Source organism: Isoptericola luteus, from assembly GCF_020297055.1.
Classification (GTDB): Bacteria; Actinomycetota; Actinomycetes; order Actinomycetales; family Cellulomonadaceae; genus Isoptericola; species Isoptericola luteus.
The window spans coordinates 1-19,504 of record NZ_JAIXCQ010000016.1 but is presented as its reverse complement, the minus strand read 5'-3'; the positions used below and the strand labels follow the sequence as shown (position 1 = coordinate 19,504).

The window sequence follows — 19,504 nt, the reverse complement described above, 5'->3', positions numbered from 1 at the left end:
ACCGTTGCCGTGCGTTCCCCGGGGGAGCCCGGGGGCGGGTCGTCAGACCCAGTCGAAGCCGCCGCGCCTCCACTCGTAGACGAACGGCACCGTGATCAGCGCCAGGAACGCCAGCATCGCGACGAGCCCGAAGCCGGCCAGGACGGCGAAGTCCACCGCCCACGGGTAGAGGAACACCACCTCGATGTCGAACACGATGAACGTCATCGCCACCAGGTAGTACTTGATGGGCAGCCGCCCGCCGCCGTCGGCGAGGGGCGTGGGCTCGATGCCGCACTCGTAGGCGTCGAGCTTGGCGCGGTTGTACCGCCGAGGGCCGATGACGGCGCTCGCCGCGACGCCCCCGAGGGCGAGCACGGCGGCCACCCCCATGAGGATCAGTACCGGGACGTACGGATTGGTCATCGCCTCTCCCTGCCCTGCGCTCGCATTCCGACCACTTCCTTGTGCTCGTCGTGACTCATGCCGCCGGGACCACCCTGGTGAGCCCCGCGATGACCCGGTCCACCCAGTCACCGCCGCGCGGCTCGTAGCAGTCCGACAGCAGCTTGAGCACGAACCGCATGACCACCGGCCGCGGCAGCCCGTACTTCACGCACGCGCGCATGATCTGCGGGTGCTCGATCAGCTGCACGAACCAGCGCCCGAGCGTGTAGTACCCGCCCAGGTCGGCCCGCATCCGGTCCGCGTACGTCGTCAGGGTCGCCTCGCGGGCGTCGTCGCTGGCGCGGGTGCGCGCCTGGGCGATCGCGTCGGCCGCGACCCGGCCGGCCTGCAGGCCGTAGGCGATGCCCTCGCCGTTGAAGGGGCTGACCATGCCGGCGGCGTCGCCGACGAGCAGCGCGCCGTCGCGGTACAGCGGTCCGCGGTTGAACCCCATCGGCAGTGCGGCGCCCCGGATCGGCCCGACCTGGTTCTCCGGGCGGAAGCCCCACTCGTCGGGGGTGTTGCGCACCCACGTCTCGAGCAGCGCACGGTAGTCGTTGCCGGCCGCGGACTGCTTCGCCGGTGTGGAGCTCACGGCGCCCAGGCCCACGTTGGTGGTGCCGTCGCCGAGGGCGAAGATCCAGCCGTAGCCGGGCAGCAGGTTGGAGGCCCCCGGGGCACCGTCCCACAGCTCGAGGTGGGACTCCATCCACGGGTCCTCGTGCCGCGTCGTCGTCCCCGCCGCGGTCTGCGTGCGGAAGTACGTGCGGACCGCGGTGCCCAGCGGGCGGTCGTCGCGGCGCGTGATGCCGAGCGCCGTCGCGAACCGGGAGGAGACGCCGTCCGCCGCGACGACGACGGGTGCGCGGTAGGTGGTGGTGACACCGTCGGCCCGGCCGCGTGCGTCGAGCGGCTGGGCCTCGACGCCCACGACCCTGCCCGTGCGCTCGTCCAGCAGCGGAGCGGTCACCTTGGTGCGTTCGAGCAGCTTGGCGCCGCTGGCCTGGGCGTGCTGCGCCAGACGGTGGTCGAGCGTCATGCGGGAACGAGCCATGCCGTACCCGGGGTAGCTCACGATGTCCGGCCAGGCCAGCTCCCAGGAGCGGCCGCCCGCGACGACGCGCAGGCCCTCGTTGCGGATCCAGCCGTCCTCTTCCTGCGTGGCGACGCCCATGCGGGCCAGCTCGCCGACGGCGCGGGGCGTGAGCCCGTCCCCGCAGACCTTGTCGCGGGGGAAGGACGCCTTCTCGAGCAGGAGCACGTCGAGGCCCGCGCTGGCGCACCAGTGCGCGGTGGACGTCCCGGCCGGGCCGGCGCCCACCACGATGACGTCTGCGTCGTCATCACGGCCTGCTCGCACGTGCACACCTCCGCTCCCTCGAGCGCCCCGGCGACGGTGCCGGGGTCGACTTGTGAACCCGATCACAACTCTCGCGAGCACTCTAGTCACGTTCGGTGGCCGATGTGTAGGAAGGCTTGCCTTCCCTCCGCCAGGACGGGCGGGAGCAGGCCGTCGGCGTACCCTGGAGCCGATGTCCGCCACGCCTCTGCCCGCGCCCCGCCCCACCCCTGGCGACCCGGCCGGCACCCCCGACGTCCCGACCGGCAGCACGCGGGCGAACCGCCCCGAGCCGCTCCCGCTCGTGGTCCGCACCACCCGGATCGACGACCTGGCGGGCGGCCTCACGGCCCTCGTCGACCTGCTGCCCGGCGCGCACCCGCTGAGCTGGGTGCGGCGCGGGGACGGGATCGTGGGCTGGGGCGAGACGCTGCGCTTCGACACCTTCGGGCCCGGTCGGTTCGCCGACGCGGAGGACGCCTGGCAGGCGACCCTGCGGCGCGCCGTCGTGCGCGACGACGTCCGGCTGCCCGGCACGGGACCGGTGGCGTTCGGGACGTTCGCGTTCGACGACGCGGGCCAGCTCGACGACCAGTACGGCGACGACGGCGCCTCCCGCCCCGACGGCTCGCTCGTCGTGCCGCGCGTCGTCGTCGGACGGCGCGGCGACGTCACCTGGATGACGACGATCTGCGCGGCCGGCTCCCTCGACTCGGCCCCGGGCACCGACGCCCTGCGGCGCGAGACCGTGACGCCCGTCGCGTCCCCCGGCCGCGTCGACTTCGCCGACGGGGCCGTGGCCGCCGCGGACTGGCCCGCCGTGGTGCGCGAGGGCGTCGCCCGCATCCATGCGGGCGAGCTGGAGAAGGTCGTGCTCGCCCGTGACGTCGTGGCGCGCACCGAGCACCCCGTCGACCCGCGCTGGCTGCTGCGCCGCCTTGCCGACCGCTACCAGGCGTGCTGGACGTTCTCCGTGGCCGGCATGGTGGGCGCCACCCCGGAGCTGCTCGTGCGCAGCGAGAAGGGCCTGGTCACCTCCCGGGTGCTCGCCGGCACCATCCGCCGCGAGCAGGGCATGTCCGACGACGACGCCCTCCTGCACGCCGCCCAGCTCGCCCGCTCCTCGAAGGACCTGGAGGAGCACGAGTACGCGGTGCGCTCCGTCGCGCGGGCGCTCGAGCCGTTCTGCAGCTCCATGAACGTGCCCGACGCGCCGTTCGTGCTCCACCTGCCGAACGTCATGCACCTGGCCAGCGACGTCACGGGCGTGCTCGACCGGGCGACCCGGACCGCGGGCGCGCCGTCGTCCCTCACGCTCGCCGCGGCGCTGCACCCGTCGGCCGCCGTCTGCGGTACCCCCACCGTGGTGGCGCGCGACCTCATCCGCGAGATCGAGGGCATGGACCGCTCGCGCTACGCCGGCCCGGTCGGCTGGGTGGGGGCCGACGGCGACGGCGAGTGGGGCATCGCCCTGCGCTCGGCCGAGCTGTCCGACGCCGACCCGCACCACCTGCGCCTGTTCGCCGGCTGCGGCATCGTCGCGGCGTCCGACCCGCACTCGGAGCTCGCCGAGTCGGAGGCCAAGCTCGAGCCCGTGCGGTGGGCGCTCGAGGGCTGAGGCCCACCGAGAACGACGGCCGGTCCCGCCGGGACGTCGGTCGGACGTCAGGGCAGGACCGGCCGGCCGGCAGCCTGGGTGGGGCTACTGCTTCCAGACGGTCTCGCGGAAGTCGGACCACACCTGGACGTCGGACGTGGCGCCCATCAGCCCGATCCGCGCGTCGACCAGGCCGAGGAGGATCTCCACCAGCGACGCGCCGCCCGCGATCTTCTCCCCCAGCTCGACGAGGTCGTCCCCGTCGGGGAGGTTCGCGTGGATCGTGGAGATGTACATCTGCGCGTTGCCCTCCATCGACACGTAGTCGGCATTCGTGACCGTGCCCCCGACGGAGTCGCCGCTGTAGGCGTACGTCTTGAGCCAGAACCCGGGCACCTTCACCGAGTCCACGGAGAGGCGCAGGGCGTCGCGGCGCGGTCCGTCGTTCGTGACCGGGACGTTGACGACGTCGATCCCGTTGATCCCCGTGAGCGGGAGCTGCAGGTCGCGGGTCTCCAGGTCGCCGTCGAGGGAGAAGACGTTGCCGTCCTCGCGCGTGCCGCAGTCGCCCGGCAGCGAGACGTTGATGTCGTACTCCCCGCCGAACGTGATCCGCGCGCACGGCCCGAGCTCGAGCGCCGCCGCCTCGGTGACCTCCTCCTGCGCCTGCTGCTCCGACGGCTCCGTGTCGTCGGCCTCGTCGGCCTCCTCGCCGCCGTCCTTCTCGCCGTCGGACTTCTCGCCGTCGGCCCCGCCCGAGTCGGGCTCGCCGGCGTCCGACGACCGCGGGTCGTCCGTCTCGCCGTCGGCCGCCGCGTCGTCGCCCTCCGCCGGGTCGTCGTCCGCGGACGGCGAAGGGCTCGGAGTCGCTTCGGCGTCGTCCTCGTCGTCGCCGCAGATCCAGTCGAGCCAGCCGAGCGGGTCCCAGCACGAGGAGGCGGACTGCACCTGCGCGGGCACGACGCCGGCCGTCTCGACCGCCGTCGCGCCGGTGCCGCCGACCGCGAGCACGGCCACCGCGGCGACGACCGCCGCGTGCCGTCCGCCCCGCACGGGTTCCTCCGCGGGCGCCAGCAGGTCCTCGACGCCCACCTCGGTGCGGGCCTCGTCCGGCTCCGGGAGCGGGCCCGCCGCCCTCTCGACGTGCCCCGGGGTTGCCACGTCGGCACCGTCGTCGGCACCGTCGTCGGCCCGCTGCGGAGCGGAGGCCGACGCCTGCTCGCCCACGGGCATCCACGAGACCGCGAGGATCCCGCCGACGACGCCCAGGACCATGCCGACCCCGAACCCGCCGAGGTTGACGCCCAGGAGCGAGTAGACCGAGATCGCCAGGGTGATGACGCCGTAGAACACGCGGAACTGCGGCTGCGTCGTCAGCAGGACGCCGAGGAGCACCAGTGCCACCGGCAGCAGCGTCGACTGCATGCCCTCGATGCCGAGTTGGATCTCGATGTCGTCGAGCTCGAGGCGGCCGGAGAACCACAGGCCGAGGCCGGCCAGGACGGTCAGGACGCCGCCCCAGAAGGGCCGGCCCCGGCGCCACGCGGCGAACCGCTGACGTCGCGTGGCCGGCTCGTCGGGGGACGACCGAGGGGTCGAGGTGTTCTCGTCGCTCACGCCAGGACTCCCCGCCCGATCAGAAGCACGCGGTGCCGTCGGAGATCTTCAGGTGCAGGTCCGTGAGCTTGAAGACCGCGGCCGACGTGCTCGACGAGACCTGCTTGAGGTTGTCGATGTTCACGGCGTCGGAGTCCATCGCGAAGTCGCCCTGGTGGCCCTTCGCCTCGGTGCTCACCGTCGAGGCGTCCACGCCGATGCGGATCTTGTCGAACGTGGCCGTCCCGCGCAGGTCGCTCATGCCGATCTGCAGGTCGGTCGCCTCCACCGGGTGCTTCGGGTCGGTGCCCGCCGAGATGAGCAGGCCGATGGGCGCACCCGGCACCGTCACGGACTGGCACAGGTTGTACAGCTTGGCGTCCTTGATGTTCGCGACGGCGACGTCGTGCTTCTTGCCGTCGGCGTCCTTCTGCGTCCCGGCGTACTGCGAGAAGCCGGTGCCCTCGAGCTTGTCGGCCGAGATCTTGAACTGCTGCCCCGAGATCGCCATCGATACCGGTACGGCCCCCTGGGCCACGCCACCCATGAGGACCCCGATGACGGCCACCGTCGGGATCGTGGCGAGCATGGCACGCCCGCGGCGCGTGCGCGTCAGTGCGCTGAGCTTCATTTCCCCTCCAGACGAACGGGCGACCTCGGTGTCGCCTGGAGCGACGGTACGCACGTACTGAGGCACCGTCAATAGTGGTCGGCGGTCGGACGGCACCGCCGGGCGCGCCCCGGACCCCCCTATGCTCCGTACATGGCTGGCCCGCGACGCACCCGTCTGAGTCCCGACGAACGTCGCCAGCAGCTCGTCGCGCTCGGCGTCGCCGCCCTCGCGGACCGGCCCCTCGAGGCCGTGACCGTCGAGGAGCTGGCCGCCCAGGCCGGCGTCTCCCCCGGCCTGGTGCACTACTACTTCGGCAACCGCCAGGGCCTGCACTCCGCCATCGTGCGCACCGCCCGCGACGCGATGCTGCACGCCACCGAGCCCCGCGGCGACCTGCCGCCGCAGGAGCGGCTGCGCGACACCCTGGACCGGTTCGTCGACTTCGTCCGCGACCACCACGCGACGTTCTACTCGATCGTCCGCGGGGCGGCGAGCGGCGACGAGCAGGTGCGCACCACGGTCCAGCACGCCAGGGACGTGCTCGCCGGGCACCTGCGCGACGTGTTCGAGGAGATCGGCGTGCCCCCTTCCCCCCTGCGCGAGGCCGCCCTGCACGCGTGGATCTCGTTCGCCGAGCAGGCGCTCGTGGAGGCCGCCACCGACCGGCAGGTCGGTCCGGGCGAGCTCGCCGGGTTTCTCGAGCGCAGCGCGCTCGGCGTCGTCGCCGCGCTCCATCCGCCGGCTTCTGCCGACGACTGACCCCGCGCCCGGACCGCCGGCCCGGTCCGACTCCGCTCCGTCCACCCGCCGGGACCACCCGCCGTCGAGCCGCCGCCACCGACCCGCCGCCGCTGACACGTCGGCCCCGCACCGGCGGGACGGGGGATGTCTCGTCCGGTGCGGGGCCGCCGGCACGGCGGCAGGCGCCGCGCCGACCGCACGATGCCGTGCGGTGCGCCGAGGGCACAGGGGGCGGTGACCCTCGGCGGTCAGGTGGTCAGGTGGTCAGCTGCCGCCCTGGAGAAGGTCCTCGAGCCAGTCCGGCAGGTTGTTCGGCGACGAGGGGTCGGAGCCCTGGGAGCCTTCGTCCTGCTGCTCCTGCTGGCCTTCCTGGCTCGGGGCCTCGCCCGTCGAGGCGGTCTCCTCGCGCACCGCCAGCGTGACGTCGACGCTCTGCGACCTGCCGTCCCGCACGTACGTCAGGGCGACCTTCTGGTCGGCACTCTTCTCGCGCACGTGGGCGGTCAGGGACTCGGCCCCGTTCACCGGGTCGTCGTCGATCGCGACGATGACGTCGCCCGCCTGGATCCCGGCCTCCGCAGCCGGCGAGCCGGACGTGACCTCCATGACCTCCGCACCGCGGCGCGTGACGCCGTCGGCGGTCGCCGTGGCGTCCTGCATGCTGACGCCGAGGAATGCGTGCTCCGCCGTACCGTTCTCGATGAGCTGGTCGGCGATGTCGACCGCCAGGTTCACCGGGATCGCGAACCCGAGGCCGATCGACCCCGACTGGCCGCCCATGCCGCTCGAGAGCGTGGCGATCGACGACGTGATGCCGATGACCTGCCCCTGGGCGTTGAACAGCGGCCCGCCGGAGTTGCCCGGGTTGATCGCCGCATCGATCTGGATCGCGTTCGTCACGACCTGGGTGCTGCCGTCCTCGCCCGAGGCCGAGACGGGCCGGTCGACGGCGGACACGATGCCCGTGGTCGCGGTGTTCGCCAGCCCGAGCGGGTTGCCGACGGCGAGCACGGCATCGCCCACGGTCACGTCGTCGGAGCTGCCCATGGCCGCCGGCTGGAGATCGTCCGGCGGGTCCTGGATCTGCACGACGGCGAGGTCCGTGGTGGGATCCGTGCCGACGATCTTCGCCTCGTACAGCCGGCCGTCGGACAGCGACACCTGCACCGTGTCGGCGCCGTCGACGACGTGGTTGTTGGTGACCACGTGACCCTCGTCGTCGATGAGGACGCCGGACCCCTCGGAGCTGCGGGTCTGGATCGCGACGACGGACGTGGCGACCGCGTTCGTCACGGCCTCCCAGTCCGGGTTGCTGTTCGTGGAGCTCGACACCGGCGCCTCGTCGGTCGAGCGCGCGGGACCGACGTCGGCGAGCGACGACGTGCCGCCCTCGTCGAACGCGCCCGTGAGGGCGGCGGTGCCGCCGCTGGCCAGGACGGCCCCCGCGAGGGCCGCGACCGTCACCGGCAGCCAGACCGACCGCCTCGCCGGGGTCCGGGGACCACCGTGCGGGCCGGGCCGGCCCGGGATGCCCGCGCCGTGGCCGGCCGCGTACGGGTACGGCTGCTGCGCGGAGCCGTGCTGCTGGGGGTGCGTGGACTGGGCGTGCGGGGACGGGCCGTACGGCGCCTGGCCCTGCGCCGGCTGACCGTACGACGCCTGCCCGTAGGGGGCACGGCCGTAGGGCGCCCGGCCGTACGGCGTCTGCTCACCCTGCTCGGGCCGTCCGTACGGGGGCTGCTGGCCGTACGGGGGCTGCTGGCCGTGCGGCGGCCGCGACGTCGGCAGCTGCTGGGTCGGCTGCTCCCGCGGGTGGTCGCCGCCCGGCGCCTCGGGCCGAGGGACCCGCGCCGTCGGGTGCTCGCTCAGCTGTTCGGTGGGGTGCTCGGCGGGATCGTCGCCGGACGACGACGCGTCCCGCTCCGCGGAGACCTGCTCGGGGGTGCTCGCGGCGTCCTGCTCCGGCGTGGCCCCGGCGCCGTTCGCGGCAGCCTCGGATCCCTCGGCGCCGGACGGGTGCTGCGGTCCGCCAGTGTTCTCGGTGCTCATGGTGCCCTCCTCGACGTGTGGCCCCAGAACACCATCGCATCCTGGCGCCACCCTTGGCCCAACCTGAGAGTTCCCTGCAAAAGCTGGAGATCAGCCGTCAGAGCGCGCGACCCACGGCCTCGGCGACGGCACGGGCCAGGTCCTGCGCTCCCGCCAGCCGGTCCGTGCGGGGCACGCGCACCTCGATCACCTGGATCCCGCGGGTGGGCGCCCGCAGCGCGTGCCGCAGCGACCCGACGTCGAGCACCAGCTGGTGGTCGACGCCGTAGCCGGCGCAGAGCTGGGCGAGGTTCGCCCCGTGCGGGGTGCCGAAGACCCGTTCGAACGTGGCCGCGGCGCCCGGCGAGGAGGCGGCGAGCGCGCCGTGCTCGAGCGTCGCGAAGATCGAGCCGCCGTCGTCGTTGACCACCACGATCTCCAGGTCGACGCCCGGCTCCTGCGGGCCGCGCAGCAGGCCGCCGACGTCGTGCAGGAAGGTGAGGTCCCCGACGAGCGCACGGGTGCGACGACCCTGGCGCGCCGCCGCGTGGGCCACGCCGAGCGCCGTCGAGACGGTGCCGTCGATGCCGGCCAGTCCCCGGTTCGCGACCACGTCCGGCAGGTCCCCGGACTGCGGGTGGTCGAGCCCGAGCACCAGCTCGAGGTCGCGCACCGGGTTGGACGAGCCGACCACCAGGACGTCGTTGGGCCCGAGCACGCCCGCGACCGCGCGGGCCACCGCGAGCGCCCCGTGCGGCGCGGCAGGCAGCCCGCCGCCCACCGCGGCGTCGCCCGAGGCGGTGGCGAGGACGTCGGCTGCCGCGGCGCCGGCGGCGCGCCACCGCGCGACGAAGCTGCCGTCGCCCGGCCCCGGCCTCCCGGTCGGCTCGGTCGGCTCGGTCGGCTCGGTCGGCGGGGCGGACCAGCGCTCCCCGAGCGCGGGTACCACGGCGGCGGCGTTACGGACGGCGTCGGGCCACGGCCCCCCGCCCGGCGCGACGACGGTGACGGCGACGTCCGGCCGGGCGAGCAAGCGCTGCACGGGCCGCGAGAGCGTGGGCCGCCCGAACACCACGACCTGCTCGACGTCGCGGGTCAGCTCGTCGACCCCCAGGACGAGGCGGTAGCCGGCGATCGCGTTCGGCCCGCCGCACGCTCCGGACGACGGCTCGGCCAGCAGCGGCCAGCCCTGCGCCTCCGCGACCGTGCGCGCCTCCGGCCCCGCCCCGTCGCCCGCGACGACGAGCGTGCACGCGGCCCGCCCGGGCAGGACGGGATCGGCGCCGGGCCCGCGTGCCGGCGGGACCACCACGGTCCGGCGGGACCCCTCGGGCCAGGCGTCGCCGCCCGGCGGCTCGTCCCCGTCTCCACCTGGCCCGGTCGGTCGCCCCTGCCGGGACCACGCCTCGTCCCCGCTCAAGGACTCGAGCGGGGCCGAGGGATGCAGCGGGTCGCGGAAGCCGAGGTTGAGGTGCACGGGCCCGGGGCGCACGTCGCGCAGGCCGAGCGCGGCGGCGAGGGCCCGCCCGCTGACGGCGACCAGGTCGCGGAGCTCGCCGTCGCGCCCGTCGGGTGCCGGCACGTCGGCGGCGAACCGCACGGCGGAGCCGAAGATGCCCACCTGGTCGGTGGTCTGGGAGGCGCCCGTCCCCCGCAGCTCGTGCGGGCGGTCGGCGCTGATCACGACCAGCGGCACACCCGCGTGGTGCGCCTCGAGGACGGCGGGGTGCAGGTTGGCCACCGCCGTGCCCGACGTCGTCACGACCGCGACCGGCACTCCCCGCCCCTGCTGCGCCGACCACGTGGTCGGCGTCGCGAGAGGGTCACCTGCCGGTCCCGCCCCCGTGCTCGGCGAGGGGGTGCCGCGAGCCAGTCCGAGGGCGAGGAAGCCCGCCGACCGCTCGTCCACACGCACGTGCAGCGTGAGCCGCCCGGCGTCGGCAGCCTCGGCCAGCGCGTAGGCGAGCGGTGCGGACCGGGACCCCGGGGACAGGACGACGTCGCGCACGCCCTGCCGCACGAGGTCGGCCACGAGCGTCCGCGCCGCCGCGACCGACGGCGGGACGGACGCCCCCAAGGACGGCCCTGGGCGGGGAGGGCTGGCCGGCGTCGTCATGCGGGCACCTTCTCGAGCTGTGCGGCGAGGCGCACGTAGCGCGCGAGCCAGCGGTCACGGGTGTCGTCGTCCGGCGCCGTGAGGGCGAGCGCGTCCGCGTCGGGCGCGGGCCGGCGCACGGCGATGGCGCCGTCCACCGGAAGCAGCGGTTCCGCGACGACGTCGCGGGTCAGCAGCTGCGCGGTGGCCAGGCCACAGGCGTACGGCAGCTCGGGCAGCGCGGCGGCGAGCGCCACGCCTGCGGCGAGGCCGACCGACGACTCCAGCGCGGAGGACACCACGACGGGCAGCCCGACCCGCTCGGCAAGGTCCAGGCAGGCACGCACGCCACCGAGCGGCTGCACCTTGAGCACGACGACGTCCGCCGCGTCCTCGCGGACCACCCGCAGCGGGTCGGAGGCGCGACGGATCGACTCGTCGGCAGCGATCGGCACGGCGACGCGCAGCCCGCGGCGGACGGCGGCGAGGTCGGCGACGCCCGCGGAGGGCTGCTCGACGTACTCCAGCCCGCGGGCCTCGGCGTCCAGGACGGGGATGCGCGCCAGCGCCTCGTCCACCGTCCAGGCACCGTTCGCGTCCACGCGGATCGCGCCGGCCCCCGGCCCGAGCAGCTCGTCCAGGGCCGCACGGACGGCGGCCACCCGCTCGGCCTCGGCCGCGAGCGGCTCGACGTCGCCCGGTCTGCCACCGACGGCGGGGCCCCGCTGGGCGACCTTCACCTTGGCGGTACGGCAGCCCCCCGAGGCCAGGACGATCTCTCGCGCACGCTGCGGCCCGACGGCGGGCACGGTGACGTTCACGGGGACGGCGTCGCGCACCGCCGCGGGGAAGCCGAGGTCGGCCGCCTCTCGGGCGGCGCGCAGCCAGGGGGCGGACTCCACGTCGTCGTAGTCCCAGAACGGGGAGAGCTCGCCCCAGCCGGCGTCGCCGCGCAGCAGGACGCCGTCGCGCGCGTCGAGGCCGCGGAATCGGGTGGTCAACGGGGTGCGGTACACCAGTTCGCGGAGCGGCTGCACCCGCTCAGGCTAGCCCGCGTCGCGCACGACTTGCCGACGTCGTGGATTCTTCGGTTCCCGGGCCGGGTCCGGAAGAATTCGCGACGTCACCGTCGACGCAGGAGCATCCCGACAAGCTCGCGGGCGTGGCCCACGGGGTCGCGGCCCTCGCTCAGGGCGCTCACCGCGGCCCCGTCGACGACCGCCACCACCAGCGGCGCCGGGACCGTCAGCCCCAGCGCGGCGACCAGGCCCGCCACCGCGGCGTCCAGCCGGTCGCGCCCCGCGGCGTACGCGGCCACGAGCGCCGGGTGCCGGCCTGCGCCCACGAGGTGCTCGTACGTGCCCAGCACGGCGGGCGCGCCCCCGGGCGGCAGGACGGCGTCCGCGAGCAGTGCCGCCGCCCTCCCGCCGTCGGCGCCCCCGCTGCCCGCGCCCGCGGCTTCGGCGCGCCCGGCGGCCGGGTGCCCTGCCGACGACGCGCGCGCGGACCGGGCCACCCGCTCGGCGTGCTCAGCCCACCCGTCGGCGACGACGGCCCCGGCCGCGGCGAGCAGGTCGTCGCGTCCGGAGAAGTAGTAGGTCGTGGCGGCCAGGGGCACGCCGGCCGTCGCCGCGACGGCACGGTGCGTGACCGCCGCCGGGCCGTCGTCGAGCAGCAGCCGTGCCGCCGCCCGCACGATCGCGTTCCGGCGCGCGGCTCCCCGTGCCTGCACGTCAGTGCCCCGCACCCGAGACGTTGAGCCCGACGATGCCGGCGACGATCAGCAGGATCGAGATCACCTTGAGCACCGTGACGGGCTCGGACAGGAACGTCATCGCGAGCGTCGCGGTGACGACGGCCCCGACTCCGGTCCACACGGCGTACGCGACCCCGACCGGCAGGGTTCGCAGCGCTAACGCCAGGCCGCCCATGCTGGCGGCCAGCAGCACGACGAACGTGACGCTCGGCCAGAGCTTCGTGAAGCCCTCGGACGCCTTGAGGCTGAGCGCCCAGCCTGCCTCGAGCAGGCCGGAGAGGATGAGAACGGTCCAAGCCATGGTGCACCTCCGCGCGTGCGCCGGGTGGCACTCTCCGCCGTCGCGCACGCAAAACTAGTACGACCGTACCAGTTTCGACGCGGATAGGGTGTCGACGTGAGCAGCGCACCGATCCCCACCGAGCTCCCCCCGCAGGTCTCGCAGACCTTCGACCCCACCCGCTGGCGCAAGGTCGCCGGGTTCGAGGGGCTCACCGACCTGACCTACCACCGCGGCGTCGAGCGCGACGCCGCGGGCGCCGTCGTGCGCGACCTGCCCGTGGTGCGCGTCGCCTTCGACCGGCCCGAGGTCCGCAACGCCTTCCGCCCGCACACCGTGGACGAGCTCTACCGCGTCCTCGACCACGCGCGGATGACGTCGGACGTCGGCACGGTGCTGCTCACCGGCAACGGCCCCTCGCCCAAGGACGGCGGCTGGGCCTTCTGCTCGGGCGGCGACCAGCGCATCCGCGGCCGCTCGGGCTACCAGTACACGACGGCTCCCGACGGCGGCGGGGAGGCCGTGACCGCCGACGCCGTCGACCCCGCCCGCGCCGGGCGCCTGCACATCCTCGAGGTGCAGCGCCTGATGCGCACCATGCCCAAGGTCGTGATCGCCGTCGTCGACGGGTGGGCCGCGGGCGGAGGGCACTCGCTGCACGTCGTCGCCGACCTGTCCATCGCCTGCCACGAGCACGGGAAGTTCAAGCAGACCGACGCCGACGTCGGCTCCTTCGACGGCGGCTACGGGTCGGCGTACCTGGCCCGGCAGGTGGGCCAGAAGCGCGCCCGCGAGATCTTCTTCCTCGCCCGGGAGTACTCCGCCGACGACGCCGAGCGCTGGGGCGGCGTGAACGAGGTGGCCGAGCACGACGACCTCGAGAACCTCGCCATCGAGTACGCGCGCATCATCGCCGGCAAGTCGCCGCAGGCGATCCGCATGCTGAAGTTCGCGTTCAACCTGCCCGACGACGGCCTGATGGGCCAGCAGGTGTTCGCCGGGGAGGCGACGCGCCTCGCCTACATGACGGACGAGGCCGTCGAGGGCCGCGACGCGTTCCTCGACAAGCGCGACCCTGACTGGTCGGCGTTCCCGTACGCGTTCTGAACGTCCCCGCGCAGGTCACCGGGCCGGTAGCCTCCGGTCATGCCTCCGAAGTCGCGCCGCTCCGTCCGGCTGGCGTCGTTCGAGCTGGTGCCGGACGACGAGCCCGGGACCCCCGACGACGCTCCCCCGGCCCCGGACGACGACCCACGGGTCGTGGACGTGCTGCGCGCCCGGGCCGCCGCGCTCTGGTCCCGGCTCGCAGCCCGCTGGCGCCGGCTGTCCCGGCGCCAGCGGGCCGCCGTCGCGGGCGCGACCTGCCTCGTCCTGGTCGGGGCCACCACCGCCGTCGTGCTGCCCGGCCGGCTCGAGGAACGGGGCGACCGGTGGCGCGCGGCCGCCGTGGCAGGCCTGCCGGGTTCCGTCGCCGACCTCTCCGCGCCGCTGGCCCGCACCTGGGACCTCGACGCGGGTGTCGACGAAGGCTTCGGTAGGGACCTCGGCGGGGACGCCGAGCCCGCCGTCGCCCTGTCGGACGGTGGCATGGTCGTGACCGGACGTGTCACCGTCGCCGCGATCGACGCCGCGACCGGCGCCCAGCGGTGGGCGTACGACGCCGTGGCCATGCCGACGTGCGGGCCCGGGCAGGGCGGCCTCGACCTCGTCACCGCGCGCGTCGACATGGTGACCTGCCTCGACGGCGGGACGCAGGACCGGACGGCCGTGGTGCTCGACAACCGTGGCGTGGTGCTCGGCTCCCGCCCGCTGGGACCCGTGACCGATTCCCGGAACCGGCAGCACTCCGAGGGGCCTCTCGTCTGGCCGGCCGCCGACGGCACGATCGCCGTGGTGGAGCAGAGCAGCGAGGTCATCGTCCCCATGACCGAGGACACCCCCGGCGAGAAGACCCTGCGCGCCCTGCGGGCGGCCGGCTGGGAGGACCCGACGCTGCGCGTGGAGGACGCGATCACCGGCGAGGTGCTGGCCGAGGCCACGGTGCGCCTCCGTGCGCACGACCTCGCGGGGTGCGGCGTCACCGAGACCGGCGGCGCCCCCGAGCTGAGCCTGCTCCCCTCCGTCTCCACGTCGCCGTCGCTCACCGTGCTGCGGGTGTGCGACGTCGCGGCCGCGGTGACGGCCGACGGCACGGTCCTCGACCTGCCCTCGAACGTCGTCCGGACCGCGCAGCTCCCCACGGGCGCCGCCGTCCTGCACGGCACGACGAGCACCTACCTCGATGACGCCGGGGCGACGGTTGCGACCGCGCCCGGCCCCGGGTCGCTGCTGCAGACCGACGACGACCCCGACGGACCGCTCCTCTCCGCGACGTTCATGGAGGGCGGCAGCGGGACGGTCACGGCCACCGACCGGGCGGGCGGGCGGCTCTGGGCGACCCCCGTCGAGGGGCTCGGCACCGTCCTGGCCCGGGTCGCGGGCACCGTCGTGGTCAGCGCGCACGCCGACGTCGTCGGCCTCGACGCAGCCTCCGGGCGGGTGCTCTGGACGGTGCCGGGAGTGCTCGACGTCGCGGACGGCACGGTCACGCACCACGCGGGGACCGTCACGGACGGCACGCGGCTCCTGGTCGCGGTGGTGGACGAGCGCGGCGCACGACCCCGGCTGGTGGCGCTCGACCTGCGCGACGGCAGCACGGTGTGGGAGGGCTCGCCCGGCGAGGGCGGCTTCAGCTGGCTGTTCGCCGTCGACGGTCATCCGGTGTACCTCGCACAGGACTGGACCACGGTGCGCGGCCTGGGCTGAGCCCCGTGGACCGCAGGGCCGCGGCGGGGCCGGACGGTCAGGAGACCGACCAGCTCCCCGTGCCGCGGGGCACCAGCTCGATCCACGTGCTGCCCGGGTCGAGCTCGACCGGCTCGCCGTCGTGCGTGAGCTCCACCGGCGCGTGCAGGTCCTCCTTGGACCACTTCACCGTCAGCACCTTGCCGCCCGCGGCGAGCACGCCCTGGCCGGAGCCCACGAGCTGCGTCTCCGGGACGGGCGCGCCGCCCGGGTCCTTGTAGGCGGTGTTCACGATCACCGTCGACATCGCGAGCACGTTGCGCGCGGCGTGCCGCGTGCCGTCCGAGGACACGGACTCCTGCGAGCCCTCGCTGCGCAGCCACGTGCCACTGTCCGCGTCCCAGTCCCACACCGAGCGCTGGGCGGGCGAGAGCACGACGTCGAGCGTGCCCGCCTTCTTCCCGTCGGCGCTCGCGGTGCCCTCGCCCGGGGCGTCGGCGTAGTCGAACTGGGCGGGCGGCGGGACGCTCCGTTCGCCGTCGGCCTGGTCGAGGAACGCCTGCATGTCCCCGACGACGTTGTGCGGCGCGTAGCGGCTCCGGTCACGGCTGAACCCCGCGTCGCCACGGTCCATGATCACCGACTGCGTCCCGGACGCCTCGACCGCCTCGATGAACGGCGGCTGCGCCCCCGAGTAGGCGAGCAGCCCGTCGAGGGGCGCCACGATCGCGGGGTCCATCGGGCGCACGGAGCGCACCGGTTCCACGACGTCGGGGATCGCGGAGTGGTAGACCGCGACGAACCGGCTGACGCCGCCCTCGACGACCTCCTCCCACACGATGTCGGCCGCCTCGAGGCCCGTCTGCGGCCGCGCCACGGGGGCGTTCTCGATCTTCACCGCGAGCGCCGGGCGCTCCGCCACCTGATCGGCCGTCACCCCGGTCAGCGGCCACGTCACGGGCACCTCGGGGCTCGGCGGCGCGGACTTGTCGACCGCCGGGTCCGGCGTGACGGTCGTCGAAGGCGTCGGACCACCGGACGAGCAGGCCGCGAGCGCGAGGACGGCGACGACGCCGAGCACCGCGGTGGAGCGTGCGCGACGCAGGCTGGGAACGGTCATCGAGGCCTCCAGGGCACGGTCTCGTGCGCCCACCGCGGTGTGCGCCCGGTCACAGGACGCCATCACCCTACGACGCGCACCCTGCCGGACGGCGGACCTCAGCGCACGTCCCACGACCCGCCGGCGCGCTGCCCGGCCCGCGTCGCAACGGCGGCAGGGCGGCGGTGCCTACGCTGGGCCCGTGCGCCATCCCGTGTCCCCGCCGGTGCCCGAGCTCGTCGCGGCCGTGCGCCGCGCGCTCGACGGCGGCCCCGCCGTCGTCCCCCTGCCCCGCGTCACGCGCGGCCCGCTGCCGGCCGGGACGGCGCTCGTCGTGCGCACGTCCGGCTCCACCGGCACCCCGCGGGAGGTGGCGCTGAGCGCCGACGCGCTGCGGTCGTCCGCCACCGCGACGCACGAGCGGCTGGGCGGTCCCGGTCGCTGGGTGCTGACCCTGCCGCCCACTCACGTGGCAGGGCTGCAGGTGCTGGTGCGCGCCGTGCTCGCCGGGGCACCGCCCGTCGCGGCGCCCGACGCGCGGTTCACCCCGGACGGCCTCGCCGACCTGCTCGAGCCCGCCCTGCACGGCGCGGGTGGCGCCCCGGTGTACCTCTCGCTCGTGCCCACGCAGCTGCACCGGGTCGTCGCCGCGGCGTCGGACGGCGAGGGGAGGCCGCTGCGCACGCTCGCGGGCTGCGCGGCGGTGCTGGTGGGCGGTGCGGCGACGTCGCCGGCGCTTCTGGCGCGGGCGCGCGACGCCGGGGTCCGCGTCGTCACCACCTACGGGATGTCCGAGACCGCGGGCGGGTGCGTGTACGACGGCCTGCCCCTGCGCGACGTGCGCGTCCGGCTCGCCTCCCCGGACCCGTCGGAACCGCCCGTGGCCCGGGCGGGGAGCGGGGCGGGCGGCGACCGGGTGGGCGTGATCGAGCTCGGCGGCCCGACCCTCGCCGCCGGCTACGTCGGCGACGCCGCCGCGTCGGACGCCGCGTTCCGCACGGACCATCGCACCGGCGAACGGTGGTTCCGCACCAGCGACCTCGGGCGCCTCGGGCCCGACGGCGCGCTGGCGGTGCTCGGCAGGGCGGACGACGTCGTCGTCACCGGGGGCGAGAACGTAGCGCCCGCCGCTGTGGAGGCGCTGCTGGGCGAGCTGCTGGGCGGCGAGGCGTGCGTCGTCGGCGTGCCGGACCGGGAGTGGGGGCAGGCCCTCGTCGCCGTCGTCGCCGCCACCTCTCCTTCGGCAACGGGCGGGAGGGGGCTCGAGCCCCTCGGTGACGCCCGCCTCGCGCGGGTACGGGCCGCCGTCGCGACTAGGCTGGGCCCGCCGTCCGCGCCCCGCCGCGTGTACCGCGTGCCCGCGCTGCCGTTGCGCGGTCCCGGCAAGGTGGACCGCCGCGGCGTCGTCGACCTCGTCCGCGAGCACGAGTCCCACGACTGAGCACGCTCGCGACCACGGAGGACGGAGAACGATGGCCACGACGAGCGAGTGGGTGGCGGGTGCCCGCCCCCGGACGCTTCCCGCGGCGGCGGCGCCGGTGCTGATCGGCTCGGGCGCCGCCGCGCAGGTCGACGCGTTCGCGTGGCTGCCCGCTCTGCTCGCGCTCGGCGTGGCGCTCGCCCTGCAGGTGGGCGTCAACTACGCCAACGACTACTCCGACGGCGTGCGGGGCACGGACGTGGACCGCGTCGGGCCGATGCGGCTCACCGCGTCGGGCACCGCTCGCCCTGGCCGGGTGAAGGGTGCCGCGTTCGGCGCCTTCGGGCTGGCCGGCGTGCTGGGGCTGGCGCTGTGCGCCGTCAGCGGGCACTGGTGGCTCCTGGCCGTGGGCGTCCTGTGCGTGCTGGCGGCCTGGTTCTACACCGGCGGACGCACCCCGTACGGGTACCTCGGGCTCGGCGAGGTCGGCGTGTTCGTGTTCTTCGGGCTGGTCGCGACGCTCGGCACCACGTACACGCAGGCGGACCGGGTCACCTGGCCGTCGGTGCTGGGGGCCGTGGGCGTGGGGCTGATCGCCTGTGCGCTGCTCATGGTGAACAACATCCGCGACATCCCCACCGACGTCGGCGCCGGCAAGCGCACCCTGGCCGTCCGGCTCGGCGACCGCCGGGCGCGCCGTGTCTTCGCGGCGTGGATCCTGCTGCCCGTGGTGCTCGGCATGGTCTGTGCGGCGTGGTCGCCGTGGGCGATGCTCGTCACGGTGCTGCTGGCGCCGGGCGTGCTGCTCGTGATCCCGGTGATCGCCGGGGCCCACGGGCCGCTGCTCGTGCGGGTGCTCGCCGGGACGGGGATGTTCGAGCTGGCGTACGGCGTCCTGCTGGGGCTCGGCCTCGCCCTCTGACGGAGGCCCGGAACGGGGCGCCGGGCCCAGGGCGTCGCGACCGCCGGGCGAGGTGACGGGCTCAGCCCGCGGGGTTGTCCCGGTCCACGTTCTCCCGGTCCACGTTCTCCCGGTCGACGACGGAGTCCTCGAAGTCGGTGTCCGCGTCGTGCCCCGTGCGCGCGCCCTGACGGCGCTCCGCACGCTCGGCGAGCCAGGCCGCGGCGGCGTCCCGCGGCCGCCGCAGGGCGAGGTAGGAGACGGCGAAGGCCACGACGAGCGCGAACAGCACCAGGAGCCAGCTGCGCATGCTCAGCAGGTAGCCGAGCCCGAGCGCGCCGACGAAGATCAGGATCCGCCACAGGGTGTAGAGCACGAGAGGCACGGGTCCAGCGTAGGCCCGATTCTCGGGGGCTCTCACCGGCGGACTACCCTGGGGTCATGCGAGTGGTCCTGCCTCTGATCGTGGTCGCGCTCGACCTGTATGCCCTCCTGGACCTCGCGGGGTCAAACGAGGAGGACCGTGGCGGCCTTCCCCGCTGGCTGTGGGCCGTGATCATCGTCCTGCTGCCGATCTTCGGTGCCCTGGCGTGGATCGTCATGCGCCGCGCGGCGCACCGCTCGGGCGGGGGCGGCACCGGACGCAACGGCCGTCCCGGGCGCGGGCCCAAGCGTCCGTCCGGTCCCGTCGCCCCGGACGACGACCCGGACTTCCTGTGGAAGCTGGAGCAGGACCGCCGTCGCCGTGAGCGGGACAAGGGCGGCAGCGGCGAGGGCACCTCCTCCGACCCGCCGAGATAGAGAGGCTCCCCGCCGAGATAGAGAGGGG

Annotated in this window: 18 protein-coding genes; 7 read left to right on the top strand and 11 right to left on the bottom strand. The window is 75.2% G+C overall.

All coding sequences use genetic code 11. The features are described 5' to 3' along the window. Nucleotides 1–42: 42 nt before the first annotated feature. Nucleotides 43–405: an NADH-quinone oxidoreductase subunit A gene (locus tag LEP48_RS17040; RefSeq protein ID WP_225566773.1), complete on the bottom strand. Its 363-nt coding sequence runs from the start codon at nucleotides 403–405 to the stop codon at nucleotides 43–45. Nucleotides 406–460: 55 nt separating this feature from the next. Continuing rightward, nucleotides 461–1,786 (bottom strand): geranylgeranyl reductase family protein, encoded by a 1,326-nt coding sequence (locus tag LEP48_RS17035; RefSeq protein ID WP_225566772.1) that lies wholly within the window; start codon nucleotides 1,784–1,786, stop codon nucleotides 461–463. 172 nt (nucleotides 1,787–1,958) lie between these two features. Here LEP48_RS17035 and LEP48_RS17030 point away from each other — a divergent pair, with 172 nt between their 5' ends. Then, complete coding sequence (locus LEP48_RS17030; protein WP_225566771.1) at nucleotides 1,959–3,383, top strand: isochorismate synthase; 1,425 nt, start codon at nucleotides 1,959–1,961, stop codon at nucleotides 3,381–3,383. A gap of 84 nt (nucleotides 3,384–3,467) precedes the next feature. On the opposite strand, the gene LEP48_RS17025 is transcribed toward LEP48_RS17030, so the two are convergent. Together LEP48_RS17025 and LEP48_RS17020 are read right to left on the bottom strand one after the other, a co-directional pair. Then, entirely contained in the window at nucleotides 3,468–4,979 is a 1,512-nt protein-coding gene (locus LEP48_RS17025; RefSeq protein ID WP_225566770.1) for a DUF6114 domain-containing protein, read from the bottom strand. Nucleotides 4,980–4,998: 19 nt separating this feature from the next. Next, nucleotides 4,999–5,589 carry a DUF6230 family protein gene (locus tag LEP48_RS17020; protein WP_225566769.1) on the bottom strand — a complete coding sequence of 197 codons (591 nt, stop codon included), beginning with the start codon at nucleotides 5,587–5,589 and terminating at the stop codon, nucleotides 4,999–5,001. A 132-nt stretch (nucleotides 5,590–5,721) separates the two neighbouring features. Between LEP48_RS17020 and LEP48_RS17015 the strand changes: the two genes are divergently transcribed. After that, nucleotides 5,722–6,330, top strand: a complete 609-nt coding sequence (locus LEP48_RS17015) for a TetR/AcrR family transcriptional regulator (RefSeq protein ID WP_225566768.1) — start codon at nucleotides 5,722–5,724, stop codon at nucleotides 6,328–6,330. A gap of 246 nt (nucleotides 6,331–6,576) precedes the next feature. Here LEP48_RS17015 and LEP48_RS17010 read toward each other — a convergent pair whose 3' ends face one another. The 5 genes from LEP48_RS17010 to LEP48_RS16990 form a co-directional block, all read right to left on the bottom strand. Beyond that, entirely contained in the window at nucleotides 6,577–8,361 is a 1,785-nt protein-coding gene (locus tag LEP48_RS17010; RefSeq protein ID WP_225566767.1) for a S1C family serine protease, read from the bottom strand. Nucleotides 8,362–8,458: 97 nt separating this feature from the next. Beyond that, complete coding sequence (gene menD, locus LEP48_RS17005; RefSeq protein WP_225566766.1) at nucleotides 8,459–10,456, bottom strand: 2-succinyl-5-enolpyruvyl-6-hydroxy-3-cyclohexene-1-carboxylic-acid synthase; 1,998 nt, start codon at nucleotides 10,454–10,456, stop codon at nucleotides 8,459–8,461. Continuing rightward, entirely contained in the window at nucleotides 10,453–11,472 is a 1,020-nt protein-coding gene (locus LEP48_RS17000) for an o-succinylbenzoate synthase (protein ID WP_225566765.1), read from the bottom strand. Before LEP48_RS17000 ends, menD begins: the two co-directional genes overlap by 4 nt. Before the next feature lie 86 nt (nucleotides 11,473–11,558). Continuing rightward, a complete protein-coding gene (locus tag LEP48_RS18635; RefSeq protein ID WP_308010051.1) occupies nucleotides 11,559–12,182 on the bottom strand; it encodes a TetR/AcrR family transcriptional regulator in 624 nt (207 codons plus the stop codon). Further along, entirely contained in the window at nucleotides 12,169–12,492 is a 324-nt protein-coding gene (locus tag LEP48_RS16990) for a DMT family transporter (RefSeq protein ID WP_225566764.1), read from the bottom strand. Before LEP48_RS16990 ends, LEP48_RS18635 begins: the two co-directional genes overlap by 14 nt. 96 nt (nucleotides 12,493–12,588) lie before the next feature. Between LEP48_RS16990 and LEP48_RS16985 the strand changes: the two genes are divergently transcribed. Next, nucleotides 12,589–13,578, top strand: a complete 990-nt coding sequence (locus tag LEP48_RS16985; protein WP_225566763.1) for a 1,4-dihydroxy-2-naphthoyl-CoA synthase — start codon at nucleotides 12,589–12,591, stop codon at nucleotides 13,576–13,578. A 39-nt stretch (nucleotides 13,579–13,617) separates the two neighbouring features. Then, a complete protein-coding gene (locus LEP48_RS16980) occupies nucleotides 13,618–15,276 on the top strand; it encodes an outer membrane protein assembly factor BamB family protein (RefSeq protein WP_225566762.1) in 1,659 nt (552 codons plus the stop codon). A gap of 37 nt (nucleotides 15,277–15,313) precedes the next feature. Here LEP48_RS16980 and LEP48_RS16975 read toward each other — a convergent pair whose 3' ends face one another. Continuing rightward, nucleotides 15,314–16,375 carry a DUF3048 domain-containing protein gene (locus LEP48_RS16975; RefSeq protein ID WP_225566761.1) on the bottom strand — a complete coding sequence of 354 codons (1,062 nt, stop codon included), beginning with the start codon at nucleotides 16,373–16,375 and terminating at the stop codon, nucleotides 15,314–15,316. A gap of 181 nt (nucleotides 16,376–16,556) precedes the next feature. On the opposite strand from LEP48_RS16975, the gene LEP48_RS16970 reads away from it, so the two are divergent. Both LEP48_RS16970 and LEP48_RS16965 read left to right on the top strand, forming a co-directional pair. Next, entirely contained in the window at nucleotides 16,557–17,795 is a 1,239-nt protein-coding gene (locus LEP48_RS16970; protein ID WP_225566760.1) for an AMP-binding protein, read from the top strand. Between the two features lie 31 nt (nucleotides 17,796–17,826). Further along, nucleotides 17,827–18,696 (top strand): 1,4-dihydroxy-2-naphthoate polyprenyltransferase, encoded by an 870-nt coding sequence (locus LEP48_RS16965; RefSeq protein WP_225566759.1) that lies wholly within the window; start codon nucleotides 17,827–17,829, stop codon nucleotides 18,694–18,696. A 61-nt stretch (nucleotides 18,697–18,757) separates the two neighbouring features. Here the strand turns inward: LEP48_RS16965 and LEP48_RS16960 are convergent, their stop codons facing one another. Next, nucleotides 18,758–19,060 carry a DUF4229 domain-containing protein gene (locus tag LEP48_RS16960; RefSeq protein ID WP_225566758.1) on the bottom strand — a complete coding sequence of 101 codons (303 nt, stop codon included), beginning with the start codon at nucleotides 19,058–19,060 and terminating at the stop codon, nucleotides 18,758–18,760. Between the two features lie 56 nt (nucleotides 19,061–19,116). Here LEP48_RS16960 and LEP48_RS16955 point away from each other — a divergent pair, with 56 nt between their 5' ends. After that, complete coding sequence (locus tag LEP48_RS16955) at nucleotides 19,117–19,476, top strand: PLD nuclease N-terminal domain-containing protein (protein WP_225566757.1); 360 nt, start codon at nucleotides 19,117–19,119, stop codon at nucleotides 19,474–19,476. Nucleotides 19,477–19,504 lie beyond the last annotated feature (28 nt).

Excerpts from the sequence above, each read along its gene's own strand:
- LEP48_RS17040 (WP_225566773.1), bottom strand. The coding sequence starts at position 405 with ATGACCAATCCGTACGTCCCGGTACTGATCCTCATGGGGGTGGCCGCC.
- LEP48_RS17030 (WP_225566771.1), top strand. The coding sequence starts at position 1,959 with ATGTCCGCCACGCCTCTGCCCGCGCCCCGCCCCACCCCTGGCGACCCG.
- LEP48_RS17020 (WP_225566769.1), bottom strand. The coding sequence starts at position 5,589 with ATGAAGCTCAGCGCACTGACGCGCACGCGCCGCGGGCGTGCCATGCTC.
- LEP48_RS17015 (WP_225566768.1), top strand. The coding sequence starts at position 5,722 with ATGGCTGGCCCGCGACGCACCCGTCTGAGTCCCGACGAACGTCGCCAG.
- LEP48_RS17010 (WP_225566767.1), bottom strand. The coding sequence starts at position 8,361 with ATGAGCACCGAGAACACTGGCGGACCGCAGCACCCGTCCGGCGCCGAG.
- menD (WP_225566766.1), bottom strand. The coding sequence starts at position 10,456 with ATGACGACGCCGGCCAGCCCTCCCCGCCCAGGGCCGTCCTTGGGGGCG.
- LEP48_RS16990 (WP_225566764.1), bottom strand. The coding sequence starts at position 12,492 with ATGGCTTGGACCGTTCTCATCCTCTCCGGCCTGCTCGAGGCAGGCTGG.
- LEP48_RS16980 (WP_225566762.1), top strand. The coding sequence starts at position 13,618 with ATGCCTCCGAAGTCGCGCCGCTCCGTCCGGCTGGCGTCGTTCGAGCTG.
- LEP48_RS16975 (WP_225566761.1), bottom strand. The coding sequence starts at position 16,375 with ATGACCGTTCCCAGCCTGCGTCGCGCACGCTCCACCGCGGTGCTCGGC.
- LEP48_RS16965 (WP_225566759.1), top strand. The coding sequence starts at position 17,827 with ATGGCCACGACGAGCGAGTGGGTGGCGGGTGCCCGCCCCCGGACGCTT.
- LEP48_RS16955 (WP_225566757.1), top strand. The coding sequence starts at position 19,117 with ATGCGAGTGGTCCTGCCTCTGATCGTGGTCGCGCTCGACCTGTATGCC.